Source organism: Paenibacillus sp. Leaf72 (assembly GCF_001422685.1).
GTDB lineage: Bacteria > Bacillota > Bacilli > Paenibacillales > Paenibacillaceae > Pristimantibacillus.
The window spans coordinates 198,080-223,435 of sequence record NZ_LMLV01000035.1; the positions used below are offsets into that span (position 1 = coordinate 198,080).

Sequence of the window (25,356 nt, forward strand, 5' to 3'; positions counted from 1 at the left end):
ACTAGCGGCTTCACTATATTTATATAAAAGAGGGAGTGTTCTACGTATGAAAACACAAAGAAAATGGTTGAAATGGCTTCCCGTTACTCTGATTTCGGTTCCCCTCGTTCTTTCCGGCTGTGGCTCTAACAGCGGCGGCAGCTCAGCTACAGCAAGCACTGCGCCAGCGGCTTCGTCTGCTGGAAATGCGGATGCTGCGGCAAAGCTGAAGGTGATGTGGTGGGGCTCGCAGGCAAGGCATGATGCCACGCTTAAGGATTTGGAGCTGTATACGTCCAAGAACCCGAACGTGACGTTTGCGCCTGAGTATACAGCTTGGGACGGTTATTGGGAAAAGCTGCCGACGCTCGCGGCATCGAACACGCTGCCAGACGTGCTGCAAATGGATGCGGCTTACATTCAAGGCTATGCGAAACGCGGCCTGCTAGCTGATCTGTCCGATATCGATTTGACAGGTGTCGTTGATCCGCAGGTATTGGAAAATATTAAAATTGGCGGCAAGGTGTACGGCATTCCTCTCAGCTATAACGGACAAGGCATCGTCTACAATAAAGAGGCGCTGGAAGCGGCGGGTGTCAAGCTTCCGACGAACAATTGGTCATGGGACGACTTCTTCGCCTATGCGAAAGAAGCGCATGAGAAGCTGCCGAAGGGCCAATACGGCATTGACGACATGACGAACATTTGGGAATTTTATCAATATTACCAAACCTCCCAAGGCAAAGGGCCGATCTTCAAAGATGGTACAACGTTTAATCTCGATAAAGATACTTGGATGAAGTTCCAGCAAATTTATGCGGACTTCCGCAAAGATGGCATCGTGCCTGCGGCGGACCAGCAGCTTTCCTTTAAGGAAAATGATCCGCAGCTCGATTCGATGGCTTCAGGCAAAGTTATGCTGAGAACCGCATCTGTCGGCTCGGCAAGTGTCATTGAATCATTGCTCCCTGGCAAGCTTGGGGTGAACAGCATTCCGATCGGCGAAGCTGGAGGCGGCTGGGCGCAATCGACGATTTTCTTGTCTGTGAGCGAAGGCTCGGCTAGCAAGGAGCAGGCGAAAGCGTTCATTAAGTGGTTCGTGGCCGACAAAGAATCCGGCAAGACACTCGGCTTGACACGCGGTATTCCAATCAACGAAGAGGTGTTCAAAGAGCTCGAGCCGACGCTTGCGTCCGGAGACTTGTTTGCTAAAGAGCTGCTTGAAGCGGCAAAACCGAAAGCATTGCCTTTCTATCCAGCTCCTGCAGGTGCGGAGGACTTCGTAAAAACCTACAAATCCGAAATGGAAGCGGTTATGTTTGGCCAAGCAACATTGGAAGAGGCTTATCAAACGCTGCTCGATAAAGGGAAAGATGCAGAAGCGAAGCTGAACAAGTAAGTATAGCTTCACGAAAATATTAAAAAGTGCGGCGAAAAAGTCATAGCGCGGAGAAGGCCCGGCTGAAAAATCGCAAGCGATTGGAGGCGGGTCTTCTTCGCGCTTAACGTATTCTTTTTCAACACACATATAGAGATAAATTGGAGGAGGAGAGCCATATGAAAATAACGGAGTGGCGATTGCAGCATTTTGAAGTAGGGGAGAAGCCTCCTCTTCAGGTGGCGGCACCTGGACTTGACGACCGTTTTTGGATGACGGCGAAGGTTCCCGGAGATGTGCATTCCACACTGATTGATCGGCGGATTATTGAGCATCCCTATTTTGGGCATAACGACATCAAATGCCGCTGGATCGAGCAGAAGGAGTGGTGGTATCGTGCGCAGTTCGACTATGAGGTCCATGAGGGCCAAGGGGAGCGGCATGAGCTGATTTTTGAAGGCTTGGATACCTTTGCAACGATATTCGTCAATGGACTGGAAATAGGGACAGCGGAAAATATGCACCGCATTTATGCTTTTGATGTGACGAAGGTTGTGCGCCCGGGCAAAAACGCCATTGCCGTCCGTTTTGACCCGCTGCATCTGCATCATCAGGATAAGGAGCAGTTCCAGTGGTCCTCCTATACGAAGGAACGTCCATGGCTGCGCAAAGCGGCGATGAACTTCGGCTGGGACTGGGGGCCAAGAATGGTCACTGTCGGTATTTGGGGCAGCGTTCGTCTGGAGCGCAGGCGCGCAGCTAAGCTGGGCAGCGTATTCGTTCAAACGTTATCGGCTGGCAAGGAAGAAGCGGTTCTGAAGGTAGCAGTCGATACGGTTGCCTATCACAAGCAGGCGCAGCTGACTGCTGAAATCAGGCTGTTTACGAGAGAGGGAGAGATTGCGGCATCCGCAGCGCTTTCCGTAAAAGGAGGAAGCGAGACAGCGGCAGAGCTGGCAGTAAAGCAGCCGCAGCTGTGGTGGTCGCATGATCTTGGCGAGCCGTATTTGTATGAGCTTGAGGTGCAGCTGCTTGCGGACGGTGAGCAGGTTGACAGCTATCGCAAGCCCTGCGGCATTCGGACGATTGAGCTGCAGCTGGAGGATGAAGCTGGAAAGCCCGCTTTTGCCTTCCTGCTGAACGGCATCAAGCTGTTCGCCAAAGGCTCCAACTGGATTCCGGCAGACAGCTTTATTGGAGCGGTGAAGGATAAGCGCTACACCGATCTAATCGAGCTGGCTGTCAATTCCAATATGAATATGCTGCGCATTTGGGCTGGTGGCATCTATGAGAAGGATATTTTTTACGAGGAATGCGACCGTCTTGGTGTGCTCGTCTGGCAGGATTTTGCCTTTGCGAACGCGCTTTTTCCAGATTTCAACCGTAATTTCATGGAAAATGTGAAGCAGGAAGCAATCGATAATGTGAAGCGTTTGCGCAATCATCCGTCGCTTGCTTTATGGTGCGGCAACAACGAAATTGACTGGCTGTATGACATGAAGTCGGCTGGCGGGGATATTACTTGTCCCTTCTATGGCGAGAGCATCTACCATGAGCTGCTGCCGGAAGTGCTGGAGCAGTATGACAGCAGCAGGCCGTATTGGCCGTCGTCGCCTTATGGCGGCAATGATGCGAACGACCCTGACGTCGGCGACCGCCACAATTGGCAAGTATGGCATGGTTCGGTGTACCCGCGAAAATTCGGCGAGGCGCCGCTGCTTGATTACAGCATTGAAGGCGTCACGTTCAAAAATTATAAAAAAGATTTCACCCTGTTCAGCAGCGAGTTTGGCATGCACGCATCTGCTAACCGCTATACGCTGGAGCGCTATATCCCGGAAGGCGAATTTTATTGGGGCAGCGTAGAGATGGCTCATCGCAACAAGGATACGAACCATCAGAAGGGCATTTTGCTCATGGAAGGCTATACGGGCATTCCGCAAAATATTGAAGAATATATGAACTTCTCCATGCTCACGCAGGCGGAAGGCTTAAAATATGGCATTGAGCATTACAGGCGCAATAAGCACCGCACGAGCGGATCGCTTGTCTGGCAGCATAATGACAGCTGGCCGGGTACGAGCTGGTCGCTGATTGACTATGAGCTGCTGCCGAAGGCTTCTTTTTATTATGCGAAAAAGTTCTATCATCCGCTCCTTCTGTCGCTCGATTATGAGCCAGGACAGCCGCTTCGCGTATGGGCGGTCAATGACCGGCTGGAAGCGTATGAGGGCAAGGTGCTGTTCCAGTGTTATGCGCTTGATGGCAGCTTGAGGTATGAGCAGAGCTTTGACGTCAGCCTGCCGCCGAACAAGGCGGTTCAAATTGGCGAGCTGACGGAGCTTGAAGTGCTAAACGGTGCTATGCCGGAGCGGGTTATCGTGAAGCTGTCTGCCCCGCAGTGGGACGCGCCGGACAATTATTATTATTTGCGCGACCATCTGGAGCTGAGCTTGCCGCAGAGCACCCTTGCTGCAACGTTTAATAAGCAGGAGCAGACGGTTACAGTAGCCGCTTCGGGCGGAGCAGCGCGACTTGTGAAACTCGATGTGAAGCAGGGCAACGTTCGCTTCAGCGATAATTATTTTGACCTGCTGCCGGGTGAAGCGGTCACGGTCGCCATGCAGCAGGCAGACGGACAGCCGCTGCAATACGAGACTCTGGAAGTGTCAGCTCTCAACGCTGACAAGGCTGAATTACATTTTATTTAAACTTATATAACGATAGTGGAGGACACGATGAACGAAGCGAACAGCGTTTTATCCGATTGGAGCTTTAGAGCTTGTGGCGAGAAGGAGTGGCTGCCCGCGATTGTGCCGGGAAACGTGCACATGGATCTTCTGCGGCAGGAGAAAGTAGCCCCCCCTTTTTACGGTACGAATGAGCATGGGCTGCAGTGGATCGATAAGCAGGATTGGGAGTACGAGACCACGTTCGGGGTAACGCCGGAAATGCTGGCACAATCGCATCTGGAGTTGGTATTCACTGGACTTGATACGTATGCTGATGTGTACGTCAACGGCAAGCATATGCTGTCGGCAGATAATATGTTCCGCATCTGGAAAATGAATGTGAAGCCGGTTTTGCAGCCGGAAGGCAATGTGATTACAGTCAAGTTTCGTTCGCCTGTTAACGAGGATTTGCCGAAGCTTGAGAAGCTGGGCTATCCGCTTCCGGCGGCGAATGACCAGTCAGAGCTTGGTGGACTTGGCGACAAGAAAATCAGTGTTTTTGCCCGCAAAGCTCCGTATCATTATGGCTGGGACTGGGGCCCGCGATTTGTGACGAGCGGCATATGGAAGGAAGTGAGGCTCGTTGCCTGGTCAGAGGTGCGACTGACAGATCTGTATATCGAGCAGCAGGAAATCACCGCAGCCCATGCGAGCCTAAGGATTGCAGCAGAAGTGGAATGCGAGCAAGCTTGGCAAGGGGTGCTGCGGGTAAATGCCGACGGCAGGGTCTGGGAGCAGCAGGTTCAGCTGGCGGCGGGCTTGCAGACGGTGGAGCTGGCGGCATCTATTGCGCAGCCGCGGCTTTGGTGGTGCCGAGGCCTCGGCAAGCCGGAGCTGTATCATTTTGAAGCGCAGCTTATGCAAACAAAGGATGGGGTCGAGCAGCCCGTAAGCAGCCGCAGTGTAACGACGGGTTTGCGGGCAGTGAGGCTGGTAACCGATCAGGACGAGCAGGGACATGCCTTTTATATCGAGCTGAATGGGGTTCCGGTGTTCGCGAAAGGAGCCAATCATATTCCGAATGACAGCTTCCTGCCTGACGTGACCTATGAGCGTTACCGTCATGAAATTGCGAGTGCTGCGTTATCCAATATGAATATGCTCCGGGTGTGGGGCGGCGGCATTTATGAGGCGGATGCCTTCTATGAGCTGTGCGATGAGTACGGATTGCTCGTTTGGCAGGACTTCATGTTCGCTTGCAGCATGTATCCCGGAGATGAGGCTTTTCTGGAAAATGTGCGTCTGGAGGCGGAGGAAAACGTTCGGCGTCTGCGCAATCACCCATGTATCGCCATATGGTGCGGCAACAATGAAATCGATACGGCCTGGTCGCATTATGATGAAAATATGGGCTGGGGCTGGAAGCGCGACTATACGCCTGAGCAGCGCGAGCAGCTGTGGGCTGATTATGAGGCGATTTTCCACCGGATATTGCCGCAGGCGGTCGCGGGGCTTGGCAATGGTATTGCGTATTGGCCTTCTTCACCGATGCGGGGGCTGACGGGAGACGGTGAGCAGCATGCTTTCAACTTGTCGAAGAGCGGCGATATTCACTATTGGGGCGTCTGGCATAACGTAGAGCCTTTTGAAAAATACAACGTCCACGTCGGCCGATTCATGAGCGAATACGGCTTCCAATCGTTTCCTGAGCTGCAAACGGTGCAGCAGTATGCGGAAGAAGCGGACATGGCCATTGAATCGGAGGTAATGCTGGCGCATCAGAAAAACGCGCGCGGCAACCAGTTGATCAAGGAATATATGGATATGTATTTGCGCCAGCCGAAGGATTTCCCGGCATTTCTTTATTTGAGCCAGGTTTTGCAGGCGGAAGCGATGAAGACAGCGATTGAAGCCCATCGGCGGAAAAAGCCATTTTGCATGGGGTCCCTGTATTGGCAAATGAACGATTGCTGGCCTGTCGCCTCATGGGCGGGAATGGACTATTACGGGCGCTGGAAGGCGCTGCAATATTATGCGGCACGCAGCTTCCGCGACATCATGCTGTCGTTTGACTGCGCGAGCAGCGGCCGCGTCGATTGTTATGTATTGTCAGATCAAAATGAACCTTTCATCGGCGAGCTTGCGCTTGAGCTGCGTTCATTCACGGGCGAGGTGCTGAAGCAGTTTGCCGTTCCGGTATCGCTTCAGCCAAACAACGGCCATATCGCCTGCTCCTTAGAGCTGGAAGCGCTGCTTTCCGAAGGCATTCAGCCAGGTGAAGTCGTTCTTGTGGCGAAGCTAAAGCAGGGTGGACTGCTCGTGGAGGAAAAGGAGCATTATTTCAGGCCGATGAATGAGCTTGAGCTTGCGGCTCCGGCCATAAAGATCAGCGAGGTTCAAGGCAGCGGCGGCACCGCTTATGTGCTGGAGACGGATACGCTGGCCAAGCAGGTTCGACTTTCTGCGTCGATCGAAGGTATTTTCAGCGACAACTATTTCGATCTGCTGCCGAACGAACCGCGTACGATTACGTTTTACGCGCGAAATCCGCAAGGAGATCAGGCTTTCAGCGCTGCGTCGCCGGGCGAGCTGAATGTCCATTCGATGACCGATTTTATTTAAAATATAGGAAAGTATATGATTTTCCCATCCTTTCTCTATATTTCTCGGACTGAAACGCGCCGCGCCGCCAGAGGACGGCGAAAGCCGTTTCACCTTGAAAGGACAAGCGGCCGATAGAAAAAAAGGAACCTTTCCTGCCAGCTGAAACTAAAATGTACCCCTTGTAAAGGACAATTAAAAAAAGGTTAGGCCACTTCAAGCTGCTGTCTGTATCGTGCAGGCGGCAGCTTATTTAAGTTCCATTGACCTCGATAATGATGGGCGAAAATCAATGCCTCCAATCGGCTNCTAAAATGTACCCCTTGTAAAGGACAATTAAAAAAAGGTTAGGCCACTTCAAGCTGCTGTCTGTATCGTGCAGGCGGCAGCTTATTTAAGTTCCATTGACCTCGATAATGATTGTAATAGATCATGTAGCTTTTTACTTCTTGCTTTACCTCTTCCAAGGTCATGCACGTTTTGATAGTCGTTTCATCTTTAAAATGCCCAAAAAATGATTCTTGTGGGGCGTTATCCCAACAGTTTCCTCTACGYGACATCGATTGACTTAGCCCCATTTTCTTCRCAAGCTTTTGGAACTTCGGGTTCGTATAGTGAAATCCTTGATCCGAATGAATCAACGCATCCGGGGTGAGATGGCGATGTTTCTTGAGTTGTTTCAACGTCTCGATCGCAATATCCAAACCAATGGAAGCAGAAACTTCATAGGCTAAAATCTCATTGGTTTCGGCATCTTTAATCRTCGATAGATAGGCTCGCTTGTTGTTTCCATAGGTTAAATACGTGATGTCGGTTAAGAGCACCTTGCCGGCGATCCCTTGCTTAAAGGCTCGCTTTAAGGTGTTGGGACAGGTTCGATGCTCGTGGGTCGCTTTGGCCATACGTCGTGCGGGATTTGCTTTTCGAATGGGACAAACGATGTTGTACTTTTGCATGACACGACGAATTCGCTTGAGGTTGTAGGTGATTCCGTATTGATGATCCAGCGTCATTTTGATTTGACGAGCYCCCTTCTTTCTCCCCCGATAATGGTAGGCTTTCAGAAGGATCGCTTTCACCTTTTGATCGTTTTCTTCCTGTTTTTGACGATGTAATCGAGCATCTTCGCTACAAAATCGATAATAGCCGGAACGTGAAACCCCAGCGATTTCACAGAGAACATACAGCTTACGCCGGAAAGGATAGGTATTCATCATCTGTTGAATAAGTTCGAATTTTTGCTTCGTGCTTAGTTGGACTTCTTTTTTCTCATCTGCCTTTCGAGTTGATCGAGCTTTTTTAAGAATTCATTTTCCGCTTCGAGCCATTTCATTTTCGCTTCCAAACGGGCATACTTTTCTTCTAGACTTAATTCGSGGCTCAGAGTACGGCCTGAGGCGTGTTTTCTAGCGTCTGTTAATCCAGCAGGCCCCTGTGCTTGATAAGCCGTGCGCCATCGATTGGAAGCCTTCTTAATCCGGGTTGCCCCCAAAACGTCTAGTGCAAAGCCCGCTCCCTGAAAAATCTCACTTGGAAGCATACCTTGCTTGTATTCTTTAATAAATCGTTCTTTAAACGCATCCGTATAGGTAATGGCTTTGGCACTGACATTTTTCACATAGGGATTTGTTCTTAGCTGAGCTTGCTCTTGAGTTGTAAAGCATTTTTTAGACATCCGCTTCGACCACCGCTCGTTTTTTTATTTATTGTACACAAAAAAGACCCTACAAGATGACCTTTTTAAAGTGTCCATCTTATAGGGTACATTTTAANATCCGCTTCGACCACCGCTCGTTTTTTTATTTATTGTACACAAAAAAGACCCTACAAGATGACCTTTTTAAAGTGTCCATCTTATAGGGTACATTTTAATCGGCGGAGCCCTTCTTTTCTATATAGTGGTGTATATAAGCACACTATATGGCCGTGATGCAAGCCTGCTTAAACCTTTAATAAGGAAGGACGGTCAAGGCGCACGATGCTGGAGAGCGGATGCGCCTCGCCATTAATCATGTCCCGCAGCATATAGGCAGCCATCATGCTGTAGACGGTGCCATTGCCGCCATAGCCTAGGCAATAATAGACGCCGGGCATTTTTGGGTCTGCTCCGATAAAGGGCAAATTATCACGGGATTCGCCGAATGTGGCGCTCCATTCAAATTCCAGCGGCTGATCCAGCATCGGAAACAATGCCGTTATTTTTTCCAGCAGCTTATCGGTTCGCTTGCGCCTTAGCTTCTCGCTCTCAATCGGCGCTTCTGTCATTTCGTCCAGTCCGCCAACGACGATACGGCCATCCACCGTCGTGCGCAAGTATAAAAAGGGGCGCGCCGTTTCCCAAATGAGGCATTGGCCCGGCCAATTGGCCCGCAGCTTCGCGTCGTCCTGAACGACGGTAACGGCGGCAAAGGAACGGTTAATGTTGGCTTTAACGAGCTGGCCGCGCAGCTCCTCAGGCTCATAGCCAATAGCGAAAATCACATGCTCCGCCTCGATTTCCCAGCCGTCTGCAGTACGCAGCAGCTGTCTGCCTTCAGCGGACTGCTCATGCTTTACGATGTCGGTATGCTCATAAATTTGCAGCCCGGCTTCCACTGCAGCGGCAGAGACGCCCTGCACGAACTGGAAAGGATTAACCTCGGCATCCCCCTGCGCCACAATGGCGCCCGGTTTGCGGAAAGGAAACTGCCGGGAAATATCGTCCGCTTCCAAGAAGCTGACATCAAAGCCATGCTTGAGCAGCATCTCATACTCCTTCCGCAGCATTGGCAACTCCTGCTCAGAGGTCGCATAGTATAGGCTGCTTCTTGGAATGAAGCCGACATCTACGGGGAGCTGCGCCGCAACTTCTCCCAGCTGCCGCACGGCATCCAGACAGCCGCGATAGAACCGAACGGCATCGTATTCGCCGATTTGGTCAGCGAGCTCCCACAGCATAATATCATTGGAAAACTGGAGCAAGCCCGTGTTGGCCGACGTACTGCCGCCAGCTACGCTTTCCCGTTCGAGCATCGCTGCTTCAATGCCGCTTTTCGCCAAAATATAGCCACAAATGGTACCCGACATACCGCCGCCGACAATGGCAACCTTCACTTTTTTGTTCGAGGTAATACTCGGATATTCTGCCGGGGAATTTAAGGTAGTAGGCCAAAACAGACTGCCTGTATGCAGCTCCTTCATCTGAGGCACAGCTCCTGTTCATGTGGATTTAAAAGGTGTTTCTTAGTAACCATTACACATCTAATCAATTGTTGTACCACTAATATGTCCCATATCGGCCTACCCGTATTACAAGCCATGCGGCTTGCTCGCTACTCCTTCTGGCTGCGCATCGCTTCGCGGTACGCGGTTGGGGATTGATTATAAAAACGCCGAAATTGCTTGGAAAAATAAAGCGCATCCTGCAGTCCGACAGAAGCGGAAATTTGCTCAATCGTCAGCTCTCCACGCTCTCGAAGCATCTGTCTAGCCTTGTCTATTCTCAGCTTGAGCAGGAAGGTGACGGGCGTCGTTCCCGTCTTGCGTTTGAAAAATCGCGATAAATAAGCGCGATTGTAGCCAAGCGCCTCCGCCATCTGCTCAATAGAAACGGGATGGGCATATTGCGTCGATAAATAATGGATCATTTTTTGGAGCAATTGCTCTCCCTCTTCATCGGCCATCAGTGCTTTGCCGCGAGCGGCATCGCTCATAACGGCGCTGTATTCAGCGAGCAGCAGCTGCAAATAGCCGCTTGCCTTCAAATGCGCAGCCGCCTCATTCGAGCGGAAAATATGGAAGATATGATGGAAAAGCACGGCGGGCCGCTTGCTGCTGCCCGTATCGACGACCGGCTGTGCAGCGGATAAGCCTGCTGTCTCCAGCAGCCCGCCTGCCAGTGCGCCCCTAAAAGCGACCCAGCGGTAGCGCCAAGGATTTTGAACATCGGATTCATAGCTGACCAACTGCTCCGGTTCAATGAGAAAGGTATGCCCTGCCTGCAGCTCGTAGCGGTTGTCGCCGCAAATGAAGATGCCGCTGCCTTCAAGCACGACATGCATCAAATAAAAATCATATACTTTCGGTCCGAGGCGATGGGCTGGCTTCGTCTGGCTTTCCCCTGCGAACAATACGTGCAGCAGATCGTTTTCGATGATCATAGGGCTTGAGGCGACTTTATAGTTCTCTGGTCTGTTCATTCATTACACCTGCCTGCAATTGGGAATAAAGACTGCTTTATTTGCGGATTTTAATAATCATAGCATGTCTTAAGATCGATATGAAAGTCACATATATCCATGTAAATAGCACTTTGCGCCATTTTAATTGCCGCTTGCCTTGCGCTATACTGAAGGGGAAGACATCGCCTTACATCAAATTACTAAAGACGATAAAAAGGGACGTGATTGCAAGTGGCAAATGTTCAAGAGCTTACACAGAAATTTATCCAACAATATGGTGGAGAAGCCTCTTCCATTCAAGTATTTCATGCTCCAGGCCGGGTGAATCTGATCGGCGAGCATACCGATTATAACGGCGGTTACGTTTTTCCGGCTGCTTTAACGTTCGGCACTACGCTGCTCATTCGTGCGCGCGGAGACCGCAAGCTTGGGCTGGCAACGACGAATTTTCCAATGAGCCGGGAATTTGATCTTGAAAATATCGTTTATGACGAAGCGGATGACTGGATGAACTATCCGAAAGGGATTTTCCATGAATTGAAGCAGCGCGGCGTGAGCTACACATCCGGCTATGATCTGCTGTACCATGGCGAAATCCCGAACGGAGCGGGCCTGTCCTCCTCGGCTTCCATCGAAGTGGTTACGGCATATGCCTTGCTGACGCTTGAAAAACAGCCGATCGACAAGGTGCAGATTGCTCTGCTCTCGCAAAAATCGGAAAATGAATTCAATGGCGTGCAATGCGGCATTATGGACCAATTTGCTGTGGCGAACGGCAAGAAGGACCACGCGATTTTGCTCATGTGCGACACGCTGGAATATGATCTCGTTCCGTTCCAATCGGGCAGCTACAAGCTCGTTATCGGCAACACGAACAAGCGCCGCGGATTGGTGGATTCCGCTTATAATGAGCGCCGCAGCCAATGCGAGCAAGCGGTTCAGGACTTGACGCAGGCATTCCCTGAGCTGACGCTGCTTGGCCAAATTAACTTGGAGCAGTTCAATGCAAACAAGCATCTGATCAAAGAAGATATCGTCCGCAATCGCGCGCAGCATGTAGTCGAGGAAATCGACCGGGTGTTGCAATCGATGGAGGCTCTTAAAAAAGACGATCTCGCATTGTTCGGCCAGCTGATGAACGGCTCGCATGACTCGCTGCGCGATTTGTATGAAGTAACAGGTGCGGAGCTGGACGCGATGGTAGCTGCGGCTCGCAAAGTAGATGGCGTGCTTGGCTCGCGCATGACAGGCGCAGGCTTCGGCGGCTGCACCGTATCGCTCGTTCATGAAGACAGCATTGAGAGCTTCAAGCAGCAAGTGGGCGAGGAATACACGGCGGCAACCGGACTTGTAGCGGATTTCTACGTATGCAGCATCGGCAATGGCGTTGAGCAGCTGGTTTAAGCAACAGACGGCTTAAGCAGGCCTATCGAATGAAGCGTGTTGAACGGATTTAGCCGTTTACACTTACATGCAAGCAAATATGGGAGGGATAATACAATGGCAGTATTGGTAACAGGTGGAGCAGGATATATTGGTTCGCATGCTGTAGCGTCACTTAAAGAGCGCGGTGAAGAAATCGTCGTCGTTGACAATTTGGAGCAGGGGCATCGCGAGGCAGTAACAGGCGGAAAGCTGTACGTTGGCGATTTGCGCGATAAGGATTTTCTGGAAACGGTATTTAAGGAAAACAGCATTGATGCCGTTATTCATTTTGCAGCTAATTCGCTCGTAGGGGAAAGCATGCAAAACCCAGGGAAATACTATCATAACAACGTTTATGGCACATTATGCCTGCTTGAAAAAATGATCGAGCACAATGTGCTTAAAATTGTGTTCTCATCCACAGCAGCTACCTATGGCGAGCCGGAAAACGTGCCAATCGACGAATATGACCGCACGCTGCCGACTAATGCCTATGGCGAAACGAAGCTGGCTATGGAAAAAATGATGAAATGGTTCGATGTCGCGCATGGCTTGAAATTCGTATCCTTGCGCTATTTCAACGCAGCTGGCGCGCATGAGAGCGGCCTGATCGGCGAAGACCATAATCCGGAATCGCATCTTATTCCTATCGTGCTGCAGGCAGCGCTTGGACAACGCCCGCATATTTCGGTGTTTGGCGAAGATTATGAGACAGAGGATGGCACTTGCATCCGCGATTATATCCATGTCAGCGATTTGGCCGATGCGCACGTGCTTGCTGTAGAACGTTTGCGTACGGGTGCGGACAGCTCGATTTACAACCTAGGCAACGGACAAGGCTTCTCCGTTAAGCAAGTGATTGATATTGCGCGCTTCGTAACCGAACGCGAGATCAAGGCTGTCATTGAGCCTCGCCGGACTGGCGACCCAGCCGTACTGGTAGCGGCATCGGATCGTGCCCGCAATGAACTGGGCTGGAATCCGAAGCGCGACAAGCTGGAGGACATTATTCGCAGCGCCTGGAACTGGCATGTGGCGAATCCACAAGGCTACAAAGGTAAAGCACAGGAGTAGGAGCAAGAGGAAGGAGCGTTTTTCGCATGACAGACAGCCAGACAGCCGCAGCAAATGCGGCGAAGGCGCTTGTAAATATTGAAAGACTGATTGGTTTTGCTTACCGCCAAGGCTTGCTTCACAAGCTGGACATTCATGCTGCCCGCAATGCGCTGCTTGATTTATTCGGCTTTACGGAGCCGCATGAGGGGGAAGTAGCTGAGGAGCAGCTGGATAGCGCGGTTTCGATCTTGGAGGAACTGCTCGATTATGGCTACAGCATCGGCCTGATTGAGGAAAATATTACGACTTATCGCGATTTGCTGGATGCGCGCATTATGGGCTTGCTCATGCCGCGCCCCTCGGAAACGGTAGCTGCTTTCGATCGGACAGCAGAAGCAGAGGGCATTTCCAAGGCGACGGATGCCTTCTATAAGCTGAATATTGATTCCAACTACATTCGCATGGACCGCATTCGCAAAAATAAATATTGGCTATACGCTACGGATTACGGCAATTTGGAGATTACAATCAATCTGTCCAAGCCGGAAAAGGATCCAAAGGAAATTGCGCTGCTTAAGACGCTGCCGCAAGCTAAATACCCATTGTGCCTGTTATGTGCTGAAAATGTAGGCTACGCCGGACGCGCCGATCATCCCGCGCGGCAAAATCTGCGCGTCCTGCCGCTGACCTTGCAGGCAGAGCAATGGTATTTTCAATATTCGCCTTATGTTTATTACAACGAGCACAGCATTGTATTCAAGGGCGCGCATGAGCCGATGGCGATTTCGCACTCCTCGTTTGCGAGGCTGCTCGATTTCGTCGAGCTGTATCCGCATTATTTTATCGGCTCCAATGCCGATTTGCCGATTGTTGGCGGCTCGATTCTGAGCCACGACCACTTCCAGGCAGGACGTCATACGTTCCCGATGGAAGCGGCTGGGGTGGAAGCAAGCTTTGTTAATCCGGAGCTGCCAGGCGTCAAATACGGTATCGTAAGCTGGCCAATGTCCGTTGTGCGGATAAATGGCGCTTCGAAAGCTGATGTGCTGAAGGCGGCCTGCAGCCTGCTTGATGCTTGGCGCGGCTACAGCGACGCGGATGCCGACGTTCTCGCCTTTACCGCAGGTGCTTTGGATGCAGCACAGACGCCGCATAATACGATTACGCCGATTGCCAGGCTGCGCGACAACGGCGAGTATGAGGTCGATCTTGTGCTTCGCAACAATCGGACGAGCGACGAGCATCCGGACGGAATTTTTCATCCCCATCAGCACCTGCATCATGTCAAAAAAGAAAATATCGGCCTGATCGAAGTGATGGGTCTTGCTGTTCTGCCAGGCAGACTGGCAACGGAGCTTGGTCAAATTGCCGCTTACTTGACGGGAGAGGCGACTATCGATGCTGCCCTTCAGGAAACCGCTCATCCGCTTCACAAGCATGCAGAGTGGATTAGAGAGCTTGTAGCGTCTTATGGAACGTCCTGCTCAGAGAGCGAAGCTCAGGCGCATGTGGAGACTCAGACGGGTGCAAAGTTCCTTGATGTGCTGAAGGACGCAGGGGTATACAAACGCAACGATGCTGGAAAAGCAAGTTTTCAAAAGTTCCTGTTTTCCCTAGGGTTGCAAAGTGAATAATATAGGCTGAAACGTGAAGCTGGCTTTTAATCCTGAGGGGATTGAGAGCCAGCTTTTAATCTGTGAAATAATTAATTTGAAAAGTGTAAAAAATTATGGTATTTTTTATATGATTAAAAATAGTATTTACGTTACTAATGTTTTATTGTGATCGCCAACACTACAAGTTAGATGGAGGAGTTAATATGCCGGAAACTATTATGCCGTTAGATGATTTTTTGCAGTTGAATTCGGATGAGCAAGTGGAAAAGCTGAAAAGATGGAAAATGGATTATACGCTTAAAGATATTCGTGAAGCTTGGGATTTCAAACATTCCGCTCAGTATTACATGCTCCTTAAGAAACTCCGCATCTACGAGCGGGTTGTAAATAAGTCGGACAAGTTCTATCCGGTTCCAGATCATTTGTCTTCACAATCGGGTGGTGGATTTGAACGTGGATGGAGAGGACAGCCTTCTTACGCTCAGCAGGAGCTTAAGCTTCCAGCAGATCAGTTCAACTACAACTTGAACACAACGCTCAGCGGTGCTGAACTTGCTGAGAAACTCGAGCGCCTTGCTTTCTTCCTGAAGGGCGAGCAGAAACAAGTAGCCATTTCGCTGTCCCTTGAAGCAGCAGCAGCTGTAGCAGTGAAGGAATCCGAAACGACAGAAGAATAACACAAAGAAACCGGGGCAGCTCTTGCGAGTGCGCCGGTTTTCTTGTGTTGTCGAAGGGTGTAATATAATGTATTTTAATGGTATTACTTGAAGAGCTGTATTACTTGTTCCTTAGCTTGCCTAGCTCTGATACAAGGGCTTCAACTTCACTGATACTGAATTTTTCTTTGCTTGCAACGACCTCATACAGTTCCTTAATGTCTTCGTATTGCGTAATATTGAAATGGGAAGCCTGCATAGCGGCAGCCGAAGCCATCTTTAATTTTGTTTTGATGGTATCAATCATAAATTCAATATTTTGCGGCGTTTGCTGTTCAAGATCAAGCATGGGTAAATCCTCCTTCATCATTCAGGGCATGGATGCATGCGCCTGCTGTTTCATACTAATGCCGTCATTGTAACATAATTTTAGGACGGGCATCAGACAAATTGAATAGAACCGATAAATCCGATACAATTAATAGCAGGATGGGTAATTATAAAGTAGAGCATGAAGGAACGCAGATAAATTGAATGAAGCAGGTTAGCTTAAAGGAGCAGGAAGATGGAGCAGTCAGATCGTTTCAATCTCGAAATTGCTGAATTTCTGGCTCCGATTGCCAGGCAGTACCCGAATAGAAGCGATATTTCCTTCGTATGTATTGGTACAGACCGTTCGACAGGAGATTGCTTTGGGCCTCTCGTCGGCACGCTGCTGCGGGAGCAGGGCTGGGAGCATGTCATCGGCACAATGGAGCAGCCGTGTGACGCCTATGCAGTGGAACAGGCGGTTCTCAAGGCTGAAAATCATGCAGTCGTCATTGCGATTGATGCTTGTCTCGGCAAGCCGCAGTCGGTTGGAGCCTTTCTGGCGAAAGCGGGTCCGCTCCAGCCAGGAGCAGCAACGGGCCGGAGATTGCCGCCCGTCGGACATTACAGCATTGCAGGCGTTGTGAATGCGTTAAGCCACAAGCCATATATAACGATTCAGACGACATCGCTGTATCATGTCATGCAAATGGCAGAGCAGTTGGCAGCAGCGATTGCAAGAGCATGGCCGGGCAGTAAGCGCTTATTAAAATGGACAGAAGAGGAGCGTGTTTATTTTGGCTAATTGGATAACCTTGGCGAATCAAAAGCTGATGCTTGAGGAAGGCACAGAGCTTAGCTTTTACGACTCAGAAGCGTTAAAATGGCAGGCTGGAGCAACGGACTCAGATCCAGAGGCAGGCCACCCCTCTCCTGTGGTTGTGCTGCTGCATGGCTACTGCGGCAGCTCAGCCTATTGGGAAGAGGTTGCGCCAATGCTTGCACGGCAGTCGCGCCTGATCATTCCTGATCTGCGCGGTCATGGCTTATCTTCGGCCTCCGCCGATCTTGAAGCTACTATGGAATTGTATGCAGATGATCTTTACGCTATTCTTGAGCATCTTCGCATAGATAAAGTATGCCTCATCGGCCATTCGCTTGGCGGCTACATTGCATTGGCTTTTGCAGAGCGGCATGCGGACCGGTTGGCGGCATTCGGGCTTGTGCATTCTACAGCTCTAGCTGACAGCGAGGCCGCGAAGGACAATCGGGACAATACGATAAATTTAATCAAGCAGGGCCAGCTGGAGCAGGTGATTGACGGCATGTCGCAAAAGCTGTTTGCTCCAGATAATTTGGACAAGCTGCCTAGCAAGGTGGCGCGTGTGAAGGCGATTGGCTATCAGACGGGCGGAACAGGAGCGATCGCTGCGGCATCCGGAATGAAGGCAAGGCCTGATCGGACGAGCCTATTGCGTGAAGCCAAGCTGCCTGTGCTGCTGCTTGCCGGGGAAGGCGATCAAATCGTTCCACCGGAGCGGACGCTGTTATTTGTTGGCCCCTCCATCACGCAGGTGCTGCTTCCAGATGCCGGCCACATGAGCATGCTGGAGCAGCCGGAAGCATGCGCAGAGGCGATCAGCAGCTTTATTGCTCGGATATAGGCTGGACGCACCTTTCTCGCAGTGGTGATCATCGTTCAAGCTAAATCATGGCAGGGCAGATAGAGGCTAGTGAAAGGGGCACGGAGCGATGTTTCAACGGGATTATTTTATGCGCATGATTGAGCAGATGACGGAAGCGGTCGGACAAGTGATGCAGCTGAGAAGAGAGCTGAAGCAAGAGGAGGCGCTTGTCGTCATTGACGAGCTGCTGGACCGCAGGTTTGGGCTAAGCGGGAAGCTGATTCGCACGTTGTCAGACGAGGATCTGCTCGCGGTTATGACGAAAAACGGCGTCGTAGAAACGGACAATATCCAGGCAATCGCGATTTTGTTCAAGCAGGAGGCAGAGCTGTATGAAGATTTGGGCAAAGAAGCGGAAAGCTTTGCGCACAGCTTAAAGGCTTTGCACTTGTTTATGCGGCTTTCACTCATCGATGCGCCGCCGACGCTTACAGACTCGAGCGAAGAAGCAGTGAACTTGCTCGGCAAGCTGTCGCCATACGAGCTGCCCAATCGAACGAAGCATCTGGTTGCTGAGTGGCATGAAGCAGAGGGCGCTTTTGCGCTCGCTGAAAATATTTGGTACGAGCTGCTTGATGACGGCGCAGCCGGCAAAGGCGAGGTCGCCGCGTTTTATATGCGGCTGCTTCCTTTTGAGGAGGACAAGCTTGCGGCTGGCGGCTTGCCGATAGAGGAAATCAGAACAGGGCTGAACAGCCTGGAGATGGAGCAATAGCAATGACAGAACAGTGGCAGCAGGACATATGCCGCCTGACAAAAACGGGCGGGCTTTTGCAGGGAACGCTGAGCCAGCTTCGCCGCAAGGACGGAGACGCAGCGCCCAAAATCATCATTCGTCCCGTACAATTGAAAAATGGCCTTCATTATCAATTTGAAGCTCATTATGCGAATAAGGTTATACATAACAATTGGCTTCCGGAAGATGCGGGGCCGAGGCTGGTCGAACTGCTCGGTGAGCAATATCGCCAGGCGCTTCTCAAAACGCAGGAAGCAGATATACAGCTGCTTCTGAGCAAGAAAGGCAAGCCGACTTTGCTCAAAAAGCCGCCAACCGCTAGTGCAGCAAGCACCGAGCAGCAGCACAACCGCCAGAAGCAGCGCGTCATTGCGGAAGGACAGGCGGCACCGTTTATGGTGGAACTGGGCATAATGACGCCGGAAGGCAAAGTCCATGCGAAAAAGCAGGATAAGTTCCGGCAGATCAATCGCTTCCTGGAAATGGTTACTGATGTATTGCCTCAGCTTCCGCAGGGCAAGCCGCTGACCATTATCGATTTTGGCTGCGGCAAGTCGTATTTGACGTTTGCCCTGTATCATCTGCTGGCGTTAGAGCAGAAACGGGATATTCGCATCGTTGGTCTTGATTTGAAGGCGGATGTCATCACTTTTTGTTCGGAGCTTGCACATACGCTTGGTTATGATAAACTGACATTTATGGTGGGTGATATTGCCGATTATGAAGGTGTAAGCGAAGCGGATATGGTTGTAACGCTTCATGCATGCGACACGGCTACCGATGCTGCGCTTGCTAAGGCAGTCGGCTGGGGAGCCTCGGTCATTATGTCCGTGCCTTGCTGCCAGCACGAGTTGTTCAAGCAGGTGAGCAGCGACGTTTTGGCCCCTATTTTATCGCAAGGCCTATTGAAAGAACGTTTTGCGGCTATTGCAACCGATGCGGCCCGTGGCACGCTGCTTGAGGTGCTGGGTTATAAAGTTCAAATGCTGGAGTTTGTTGATCCGGAGCATACGCCCAAAAATCTGCTCATTCGAGCGGTTCGCGGCGAGTCGGGCATACAGGCGAAAAAATGGGAGCAATATGAGCAGTTCCGTAATTTTCTGCAGATAGCACCTAGTCTTGAGAAACTGCTTGCCGAACGTTTGCCCGCAAACTAGCAAGTATATAACTTAATGGAAATTGCTTTAGGAATGCATGGATGATAGCGACCAAATGAAAGATGCCGATTACTAGCGTTATCATGGTTAAAGGCGGGAAACAAGGAAATGAGAAAAGTTCAGATTGGCATGGTGCAGCCGGGGGACAGGCTTGCCAAAACTATTTTTCAGGATAACGGCAGCGTGCTGCTCGGCGCAGGCGTGGAGATGAATGACCGTTTTATTAATAGGCTTGAAAATATGGGCTACGATTTTGTGTTTATTGAAGATAAGGCCACAGAAGATATTATGCCCGAGGACAGCATTCGCGACGAGACGCGCAAAAAAGCGGCGGAAGCTGTTTCTGCGACGATGAATGCGTTCAAAGAGCCCGCCCTAAAGGGGCGGACGATTGCCCCGGACATTGGACGGACATTCCGTTCGGTATTTGGGTCCATCATGCAGGACCTCGCGAGCAGGCCAAACATGGCGGTCAATTTGACCAGCATTCATTCGGCGGATGCCTATTTGTTTCAGCATTCGGTCAATGTTGCGATGCTTGCCGGCGTTATTGGAATCGCCAAGGGCTTCAATCGCAACCAGCTGGAGGATTTGGGCATTGGCGCGCTGCTGTTTGATATCGGCATGACGAAGCTGCCTCAGCCGCTGCTGGCGACGAAAGGGCCGCTATCCGATGCAGACCGCAAAATCATGCAGAGCCACACGATGGAGGGCTTCGATATTTTACGGAAGTATCATGATATTTCCCTCTTATCGGCCCACTGCGCATTGCAGCATCATGAGCGTTATGACGGCTCGGGTTATCCGCGCGGGCTTAAGCATGATGATATTCATATGTTCGCCCAAATTGTCGGGCTTGCCGATGTTTATGACGCACTGACTTCCCCGCGGCCTTATCGCAAAAGATATACGCCAACGGAAGCCATCGAATTTCTGTTTGCGGCCGGCAATACATACTTTGATTTTGAGCTGATCAAGCTCTTTTGCCGCCATATTTCCATTTATCCGGTGGCGACGACGCTGCTGCTCAGCTCTGGACAGACCGCCGTCGTGACAGCGAACAATGAGCTGGCCCTGCATCGTCCACGCGTACGCATTATTCGTGAAGCCGATGGCTCGCATACGGCAGCTCCTTTTGAAATTGAGCTCAAGGACGACATGTATTTGACGATTGTCAAAGAGCTATAGGGTCAAGCACGAGGCTTTCTTACACATTAAGGCAGCTTTTTCCCGCAGAGCTGTTAAGAAAAGAAAGAATATAAATGGGTTCGCTAGGTTAGGGGCTTGACTATACAAGCATTCCTTATGCTGCATAAGCTGTTAAGGCGAAAGTGCAAAAAGGAGTGGTGGTATAATGTCTAAAAAAATGAAACCCCCGTATTTAGGCCCTAAGGGTACAGGAAAAGTGATCAGCAAGGTAACCGGGACAAAGAGGCTTCAAAGCGGAGGCCCGACCTTTAACCGTCTGACGGTTGTATGGGTTACGACCAGTGGCGTGCCGTTTAATACGACCGGTTTTTTTGCCCGTCTGTTTAGAGGCAATACTGTGGTTGCGATTGCGGCGTTTGACCGTTTCGGTGTCGTCAGGTTTAACCAGATTGAGACGCTGACAAACGTATCTTACACGATTCGTTTATTCAATTCGAATGGCGTACTGTTCCGTACGGCGTTCATTCCGGCAGGAGTACAAACATTCGCGGTTATTGGCTAACTTCAAATCCTCTTGCATTTTCCGCTCATAACAGGCGGAGAGGGCAGGAGGATTTTGCTTTCTCTTTGAATCTTCTCTATCTTCATGTAATATGGGGATAGATGTATAAAGGGGGAGCTTTGATACATATGGGTGTGCAGCATCATACTTTATCCAAGCTGGATATTATTCGCAGAATTCTATTTATTACAATTGGGGCTGCGCTGGTATCTGTAGCTTTAGAGATTTTTCTGGTGCCGAACCATATTATCGACGGCGGAATTGTAGGCATTTCTATTATCGTATCCCATTTTACGGGGCTGCCGCTCGGCTTGTTTTTGTTCTTATTAAATCTTCCTTTCCTGCTGCTAGGGTATAAGCAAATCGGCAAAACCTTTGCTTTATCGACGTTATACGGCGTTAGCGTCATGTCGCTGGGCACATTTTTGCTGCATCCGGTGAAGGCGATTACGAGCGAATACGTGCTGGCCGCTATTTTCGGCGGTGTCATATTGGGCGCTGGGGTTGGACTCGTTATCCGTTTTGGCGGATCGCTGGACGGGACGGAAATTGTTGCGATCTTGAGCAATAAGCGCCTGCCGTTTTCAGTAGGCGAGGTCGTGATGTTTTTTAATCTTTTTATATTGTGCAGCGCCGGATTTGTATTCGGTTGGGATCGGGCGATGTACTCGCTATTTTCTTATTTCATAGCATTCAAGATGATTGACATTACGATTGAAGGCTTTCAGGAATCGAAGGCCGTCTGGATTATCAGCGAAAGCTGGCAGGAGATTGGCGCAGCTATTATGAGCCGTCTCGGCCGCGGCGTCACTTATTTGCACGGCGAGGGCGGCTTTACCGGCGGGCAGAAACGGATTATTTTTTGCGTCATTACCCGGCTGGAAGAAGCCAAGATGAAATCGATTGTACAGGAGCTTGATCCGGCTGCTTTTCTGGCCGTCGGCAACATCCATGATGTGAAGGGCGGCCGCTTCAAGAAGCGTGATATTCATTAGCAAAGGGGTTTAAGCTTTGGATGAGTTTGCAAGCATCAGCCATTGGACGGCGGGCAGACAGTCCGCTGAATGGCAGCAGCAAAGAGGCGTGACGCTCGGCATTGGCGATGATACAGCCATCATTGCTCCTGCGGGGATGGCGGATGAGCTGGATGGACCGCTGGAGCTGCTGATGGCCGTCGACACGATGGTGGAGACGGTGCACTTTAATGCGTATACGATGACCGATGAGGATGTCGGATATAAGGCGCTTGCCGCGAACGTGAGCGATATCGCGGCAATGGGCGGTGTGCCGCGACATGCGCTCGTGTCCGTGAGCGTGCCGGCGGCATATGGGCCGGAGCGGATAGCTCGGCTCTATGATGGGCTTTATGCGTGCGCCGCGGATTACGGCGTCGCGATTGTTGGCGGCGATACGACGTCTTCGCCGCAGCACTTGGTTGTTGCGGTGACGGTGACGGGAGCCGTCGAAGCTGGGCGGGCTTTGCGCCGCTCCGGGGCGAAGCCCGGAGACGCGGTTGTGCTGACCGGAGCCGTCGGACTGTCGGCGGCAGGTCTGCATTTGCTGCTCGCGCGCAAGCAGGAGCGTCAAGAGCAGGCGGCGCGCGAGGCAGTAGAATCGGGCGAAACGGGCAGAGCTAGTGATGCTAGTGATGCCAGTGGGACACAGCCTGCTGGGGATTCGCAAGCGGCAAGCTCAGCGGGCGTTTCAAATCAAGCGCAGCACGAAGAGGTGCGCGGAGCGGCAGCGCTCATAGGGGCGCATTGCCGCCCTGTACCTTCCGTGCGTGCGGGACGTTTGCTGCTTGAGCGTGGCAGCTGTAATTCCCTTAATGATGTGAGCGATGGGCTTGCCAGCGAAGCATGGGAGATTGCCGAAGCCTCACAGTGCTGCCTTGTGCTCAAGGAAGATATGCTTCCACGCAGCGGCAGTATGGCTGCTTATGCGGCGGATGTTGGAATCGATCCGCTGGAGTGGATGCTTTATGGCGGCGAGGATTATGTGCTGCTAGGCACAATGGAAGCCGCTGATGTGCAGGCAGCACGCGAAGCTTTCCATGCCGAAGGCTTGCCATTTTATATCGTTGGCGAGGTGAGGCAGGGGGCGCCTTCAGTGGTGCTGGAGCCGGCGTTGTCAGCCAAAGCGGACGGAGCTGCTGCCAAGGGCAAGTGTATGCCCCTTGCCAAGCGAGGCTATAATCATTTTAAGAAATGAAATTGGGTGAATAAGATGCAAACAGCGATTGGAGAAGCACAGTGGAAGGCGAGCAGCACGAAGGATACGGAAGCACTTGCGACGCTTATTGCTTCATGGGCAAAACCGGGCACGCTGCTAGCGCTTGACGGCGATCTTGGTGCGGGGAAAACGACGTTTTCGCAGTTTTTTGCGAAAGCCATTGGCGTGCAGGGCATAGTAAACAGTCCGACCTTTACGATTATCAAAGAATATGAAGGCGCTGAGATGCCCTTTTATCATATGGATGTTTATCGCGTATCCCTTGAGGAAGCGGACGAGCTGGGACTTGACGAATATTTTTACGGCAGCGGCGTGACGATTGTGGAATGGGCAAGCTTGATCGAAGAGCTTTTGCCCGAGGAGCGCTTAGAGCTGTATTTGGAGCATACGGGCGGCGAAGAGCGGGTAATTCGGCTGAAAGGCATCGGAGAAGCCTACGCGGGCTGGTGCCAGTCTTTGAATGACAGGGAAGTAGGGAAGCAACATGGTTGAGCAGGCGGAGCAGCCCATATTAGCATTTGATACCTCGACGGCTGCCCTCGCGGCGGCTGTTATTCAAGGTGATCGGATTTTAGGTGAAATTCAATCTTTTGCGGAGCGCAATCACTCCGTTTATATTATTACGCATTTAAAGCAGCTGCTTGAGGATTGCGGTGTAAGCAAGAAGGAGCTTGGCGGCATCGCTGTAGGGGGCGGCCCAGGCTCTTACACTGGCATGCGAATTGCAGTAACAGCGGCTAAGACGCTTGCTTGGACTTGGGATAAGCCGTTAGTAGCGCTGTCCAGCCTTGATGCGATTGCTTACGGGGCGTGTGAGCGATTAAAACAAACCGATGCGATGATTTCAACTATGCAGCAACAAATTCAGGCGGATCACCCTAATATGAACAAGATGGCTGTATGGTTCATTCCTATCATGGATGCAAGGCGGGGCCAGGTATATACGGCAAGCTTCTCCTATGCATATGGCGATCAATGGGAACGCCGTGCGGCTGATGGAATCAGGCTGATGCGGGATTGGGTCGACCAGTTATTGGAGCAAGTTCAAGAGCAGGTTCAAGAACAGGAACAAAAGCAGGAGCAAGAGCAGGCTGAGCTTAAGCCAACTCAGGTTCCAGCTGGATATGTTACTAAAATTTACATCACTGGCGATCTTAAGCTCCACGAGGCGGAGGCGCAGCGGCTCGTAGAAGGCTGTGCAGAAGCGGGTGTAGAGGTTAGTCTGTTTCCTTATGAGCTCGAAGGCAGGGCGATAGCTGAGCTGGGGCGGAAGCGCCTGCTTGCGGGGGATATAGATGACCCCCATACGCTTGCGCCAAACTATACACAGCTGCATGAGGCGGAAGTTAAGCTGCAGGAAAAGGAAGCTGCTCTAAAGGCTGAACAGGAAGCTGAAAGGGCAGCCGCCCAATCGGCTTCACTAAAGGCTGCAATTAATGCCGATGTGGATGCGGCTCGAGTAAAGGATGCGGAGCCATGATGAGAGAAATCAATCGGGATGAAATGATTTATCGGTCCATGACGTTGCAAGACATACCGTTTATTGTGGCGATCGAGCAGGAGGCCTTCACAGGTCCGTGGACAGCAGAGGCTTTTACCAATGAATTGACGAATAATATGTTTGCCAAATATATGGTGATGGAATACGAGAGGGAAGTTATCGGCTATGCGGGCATGTGGGTAATCGTGGACGAGGCGCATGTAACGAATGTAGCGGTACGTTCCGATCATCGCGGACAAGGGCTTGGCAAGCTGCTGCTGGGCGAGCTTCAGCGGACGGCTGTGTTTTTCGGTGCAAATAAAATGACGCTGGAGGTCCGGGTATCCAACGAGGTGGCGCAGCGGCTTTACCGCAGCCTTGGTTTTGAAGCGTCGGGCATCCGTCCCGGCTATTATTCGGATAATCAGGAGGATGCGCTCATTATGTGGGCGGAGCTTGATACGAGCAGCTTAGGCGTCCGGGAAGAGGGGCAGGAGTATTGA

General features: G+C 51.2%; 22 protein-coding genes. 18 read left to right on the forward strand and 4 right to left on the reverse strand.

Annotation, left to right across the window (positions count from 1 at the left end; translation table 11 throughout):
• Nucleotides 1-46 precede the first annotated feature (46 nt).
• From ASF12_RS32155 to ASF12_RS32165, 3 genes are all read left to right on the forward strand, one after another.
• The gene (locus ASF12_RS32155) at nucleotides 47-1,378 is read left to right on the forward strand and encodes an ABC transporter substrate-binding protein (RefSeq protein ID WP_056043437.1); all 1,332 of its coding nucleotides are present in this window, start codon (nucleotides 47-49) and stop codon (nucleotides 1,376-1,378) included.
• Nucleotides 1,379-1,536: 158 nt separating this feature from the next.
• Nucleotides 1,537-4,068: a beta-mannosidase gene (locus tag ASF12_RS32160; protein ID WP_056043441.1), complete on the forward strand. Its 2,532-nt coding sequence runs from the start codon at nucleotides 1,537-1,539 to the stop codon at nucleotides 4,066-4,068.
• Nucleotides 4,069-4,095: 27 nt separating this feature from the next.
• Nucleotides 4,096-6,651 carry a beta-mannosidase gene (locus tag ASF12_RS32165; RefSeq protein ID WP_056043444.1) on the forward strand — a complete coding sequence of 852 codons (2,556 nt, stop codon included), beginning with the start codon at nucleotides 4,096-4,098 and terminating at the stop codon, nucleotides 6,649-6,651.
• Between the two features lie 326 nt (nucleotides 6,652-6,977).
• On the opposite strand, the gene ASF12_RS32170 is transcribed toward ASF12_RS32165, so the two are convergent.
• From ASF12_RS32170 to ASF12_RS32185, 3 genes are all read right to left on the reverse strand, one after another.
• Nucleotides 6,978-8,305, reverse strand: a protein-coding gene (locus ASF12_RS32170; protein ID WP_442952569.1) for an IS3 family transposase whose coding sequence is annotated in 2 segments (ribosomal slippage) — nucleotides 6,978-7,921 and nucleotides 7,921-8,305 — 1,329 coding nt in all. Because the reading frame shifts where the segments join, the coding sequence is not laid out codon by codon here.
• Nucleotides 8,306-8,571: 266 nt separating this feature from the next.
• The gene (locus tag ASF12_RS32180; protein ID WP_056043454.1) at nucleotides 8,572-9,810 is read right to left on the reverse strand and encodes an NAD(P)/FAD-dependent oxidoreductase; all 1,239 of its coding nucleotides are present in this window, start codon (nucleotides 9,808-9,810) and stop codon (nucleotides 8,572-8,574) included.
• A gap of 131 nt (nucleotides 9,811-9,941) precedes the next feature.
• Complete coding sequence (locus ASF12_RS32185; RefSeq protein ID WP_056043458.1) at nucleotides 9,942-10,808, reverse strand: AraC family transcriptional regulator; 867 nt, start codon at nucleotides 10,806-10,808, stop codon at nucleotides 9,942-9,944.
• Nucleotides 10,809-11,021: 213 nt separating this feature from the next.
• Here ASF12_RS32185 and ASF12_RS32190 point away from each other — a divergent pair, with 213 nt between their 5' ends.
• From ASF12_RS32190 to ASF12_RS32205, 4 genes are all read left to right on the forward strand, one after another.
• The gene (locus ASF12_RS32190) at nucleotides 11,022-12,194 is read left to right on the forward strand and encodes a galactokinase (protein WP_056044055.1); all 1,173 of its coding nucleotides are present in this window, start codon (nucleotides 11,022-11,024) and stop codon (nucleotides 12,192-12,194) included.
• A 96-nt stretch (nucleotides 12,195-12,290) separates the two neighbouring features.
• Complete coding sequence (gene galE / locus ASF12_RS32195; protein WP_056043461.1) at nucleotides 12,291-13,289, forward strand: UDP-glucose 4-epimerase GalE; 999 nt, start codon at nucleotides 12,291-12,293, stop codon at nucleotides 13,287-13,289.
• A gap of 26 nt (nucleotides 13,290-13,315) precedes the next feature.
• The gene (locus ASF12_RS32200) at nucleotides 13,316-14,905 is read left to right on the forward strand and encodes a UDP-glucose--hexose-1-phosphate uridylyltransferase (protein WP_056043464.1); all 1,590 of its coding nucleotides are present in this window, start codon (nucleotides 13,316-13,318) and stop codon (nucleotides 14,903-14,905) included.
• A 185-nt stretch (nucleotides 14,906-15,090) separates the two neighbouring features.
• A complete protein-coding gene (locus ASF12_RS32205) occupies nucleotides 15,091-15,564 on the forward strand; it encodes a hypothetical protein (RefSeq protein WP_046229069.1) in 474 nt (157 codons plus the stop codon).
• A 100-nt stretch (nucleotides 15,565-15,664) separates the two neighbouring features.
• Here ASF12_RS32205 and ASF12_RS32210 read toward each other — a convergent pair whose 3' ends face one another.
• Nucleotides 15,665-15,892 (reverse strand): DUF1128 domain-containing protein, encoded by a 228-nt coding sequence (locus ASF12_RS32210; RefSeq protein ID WP_056043466.1) that lies wholly within the window; start codon nucleotides 15,890-15,892, stop codon nucleotides 15,665-15,667.
• Nucleotides 15,893-16,108: 216 nt separating this feature from the next.
• Here ASF12_RS32210 and yyaC point away from each other — a divergent pair, with 216 nt between their 5' ends.
• The 11 genes from yyaC (at nucleotide 16,109) to rimI (ending at nucleotide 25,356) form a co-directional block, all read left to right on the forward strand.
• A complete protein-coding gene (gene yyaC, locus ASF12_RS32215) occupies nucleotides 16,109-16,657 on the forward strand; it encodes a spore protease YyaC (RefSeq protein ID WP_056043469.1) in 549 nt (182 codons plus the stop codon).
• Nucleotides 16,650-17,516 carry an alpha/beta fold hydrolase gene (locus tag ASF12_RS32220; protein ID WP_056043472.1) on the forward strand — a complete coding sequence of 289 codons (867 nt, stop codon included), beginning with the start codon at nucleotides 16,650-16,652 and terminating at the stop codon, nucleotides 17,514-17,516. Before yyaC ends, ASF12_RS32220 begins: the two co-directional genes overlap by 8 nt.
• A gap of 88 nt (nucleotides 17,517-17,604) precedes the next feature.
• Nucleotides 17,605-18,252 (forward strand): DUF6483 family protein, encoded by a 648-nt coding sequence (locus ASF12_RS32225; protein WP_056043475.1) that lies wholly within the window; start codon nucleotides 17,605-17,607, stop codon nucleotides 18,250-18,252.
• A 2-nt stretch (nucleotides 18,253-18,254) separates the two neighbouring features.
• A complete protein-coding gene (locus ASF12_RS32230; protein WP_056043478.1) occupies nucleotides 18,255-19,430 on the forward strand; it encodes a class I SAM-dependent methyltransferase in 1,176 nt (391 codons plus the stop codon).
• Between the two features lie 108 nt (nucleotides 19,431-19,538).
• Nucleotides 19,539-20,618 (forward strand): HD-GYP domain-containing protein, encoded by a 1,080-nt coding sequence (locus tag ASF12_RS32235; protein ID WP_056043480.1) that lies wholly within the window; start codon nucleotides 19,539-19,541, stop codon nucleotides 20,616-20,618.
• Between the two features lie 166 nt (nucleotides 20,619-20,784).
• Nucleotides 20,785-21,141 (forward strand): hypothetical protein, encoded by a 357-nt coding sequence (locus ASF12_RS32240; protein WP_056043484.1) that lies wholly within the window; start codon nucleotides 20,785-20,787, stop codon nucleotides 21,139-21,141.
• A 128-nt stretch (nucleotides 21,142-21,269) separates the two neighbouring features.
• Nucleotides 21,270-22,136, forward strand: a complete 867-nt coding sequence (locus ASF12_RS32245; protein ID WP_056043488.1) for a YitT family protein — start codon at nucleotides 21,270-21,272, stop codon at nucleotides 22,134-22,136.
• A 16-nt stretch (nucleotides 22,137-22,152) separates the two neighbouring features.
• On the forward strand, nucleotides 22,153-23,352 hold the full coding sequence (locus tag ASF12_RS32250; protein WP_056043491.1) for a thiamine-phosphate kinase: 1,200 nt from the start codon (nucleotides 22,153-22,155) through the stop codon (nucleotides 23,350-23,352).
• 15 nt (nucleotides 23,353-23,367) lie between these two features.
• Nucleotides 23,368-23,865: a tRNA (adenosine(37)-N6)-threonylcarbamoyltransferase complex ATPase subunit type 1 TsaE gene (tsaE, locus tag ASF12_RS32255; RefSeq protein WP_056043493.1), complete on the forward strand. Its 498-nt coding sequence runs from the start codon at nucleotides 23,368-23,370 to the stop codon at nucleotides 23,863-23,865.
• A complete protein-coding gene (gene tsaB / locus ASF12_RS32260; protein ID WP_056043496.1) occupies nucleotides 23,858-24,853 on the forward strand; it encodes a tRNA (adenosine(37)-N6)-threonylcarbamoyltransferase complex dimerization subunit type 1 TsaB in 996 nt (331 codons plus the stop codon). Before tsaE ends, tsaB begins: the two co-directional genes overlap by 8 nt.
• On the forward strand, nucleotides 24,850-25,356 hold the full coding sequence (gene rimI, locus ASF12_RS32265) for a ribosomal protein S18-alanine N-acetyltransferase (RefSeq protein WP_155973646.1): 507 nt from the start codon (nucleotides 24,850-24,852) through the stop codon (nucleotides 25,354-25,356). The genes tsaB and rimI overlap by 4 nt, the downstream gene beginning before the upstream one ends.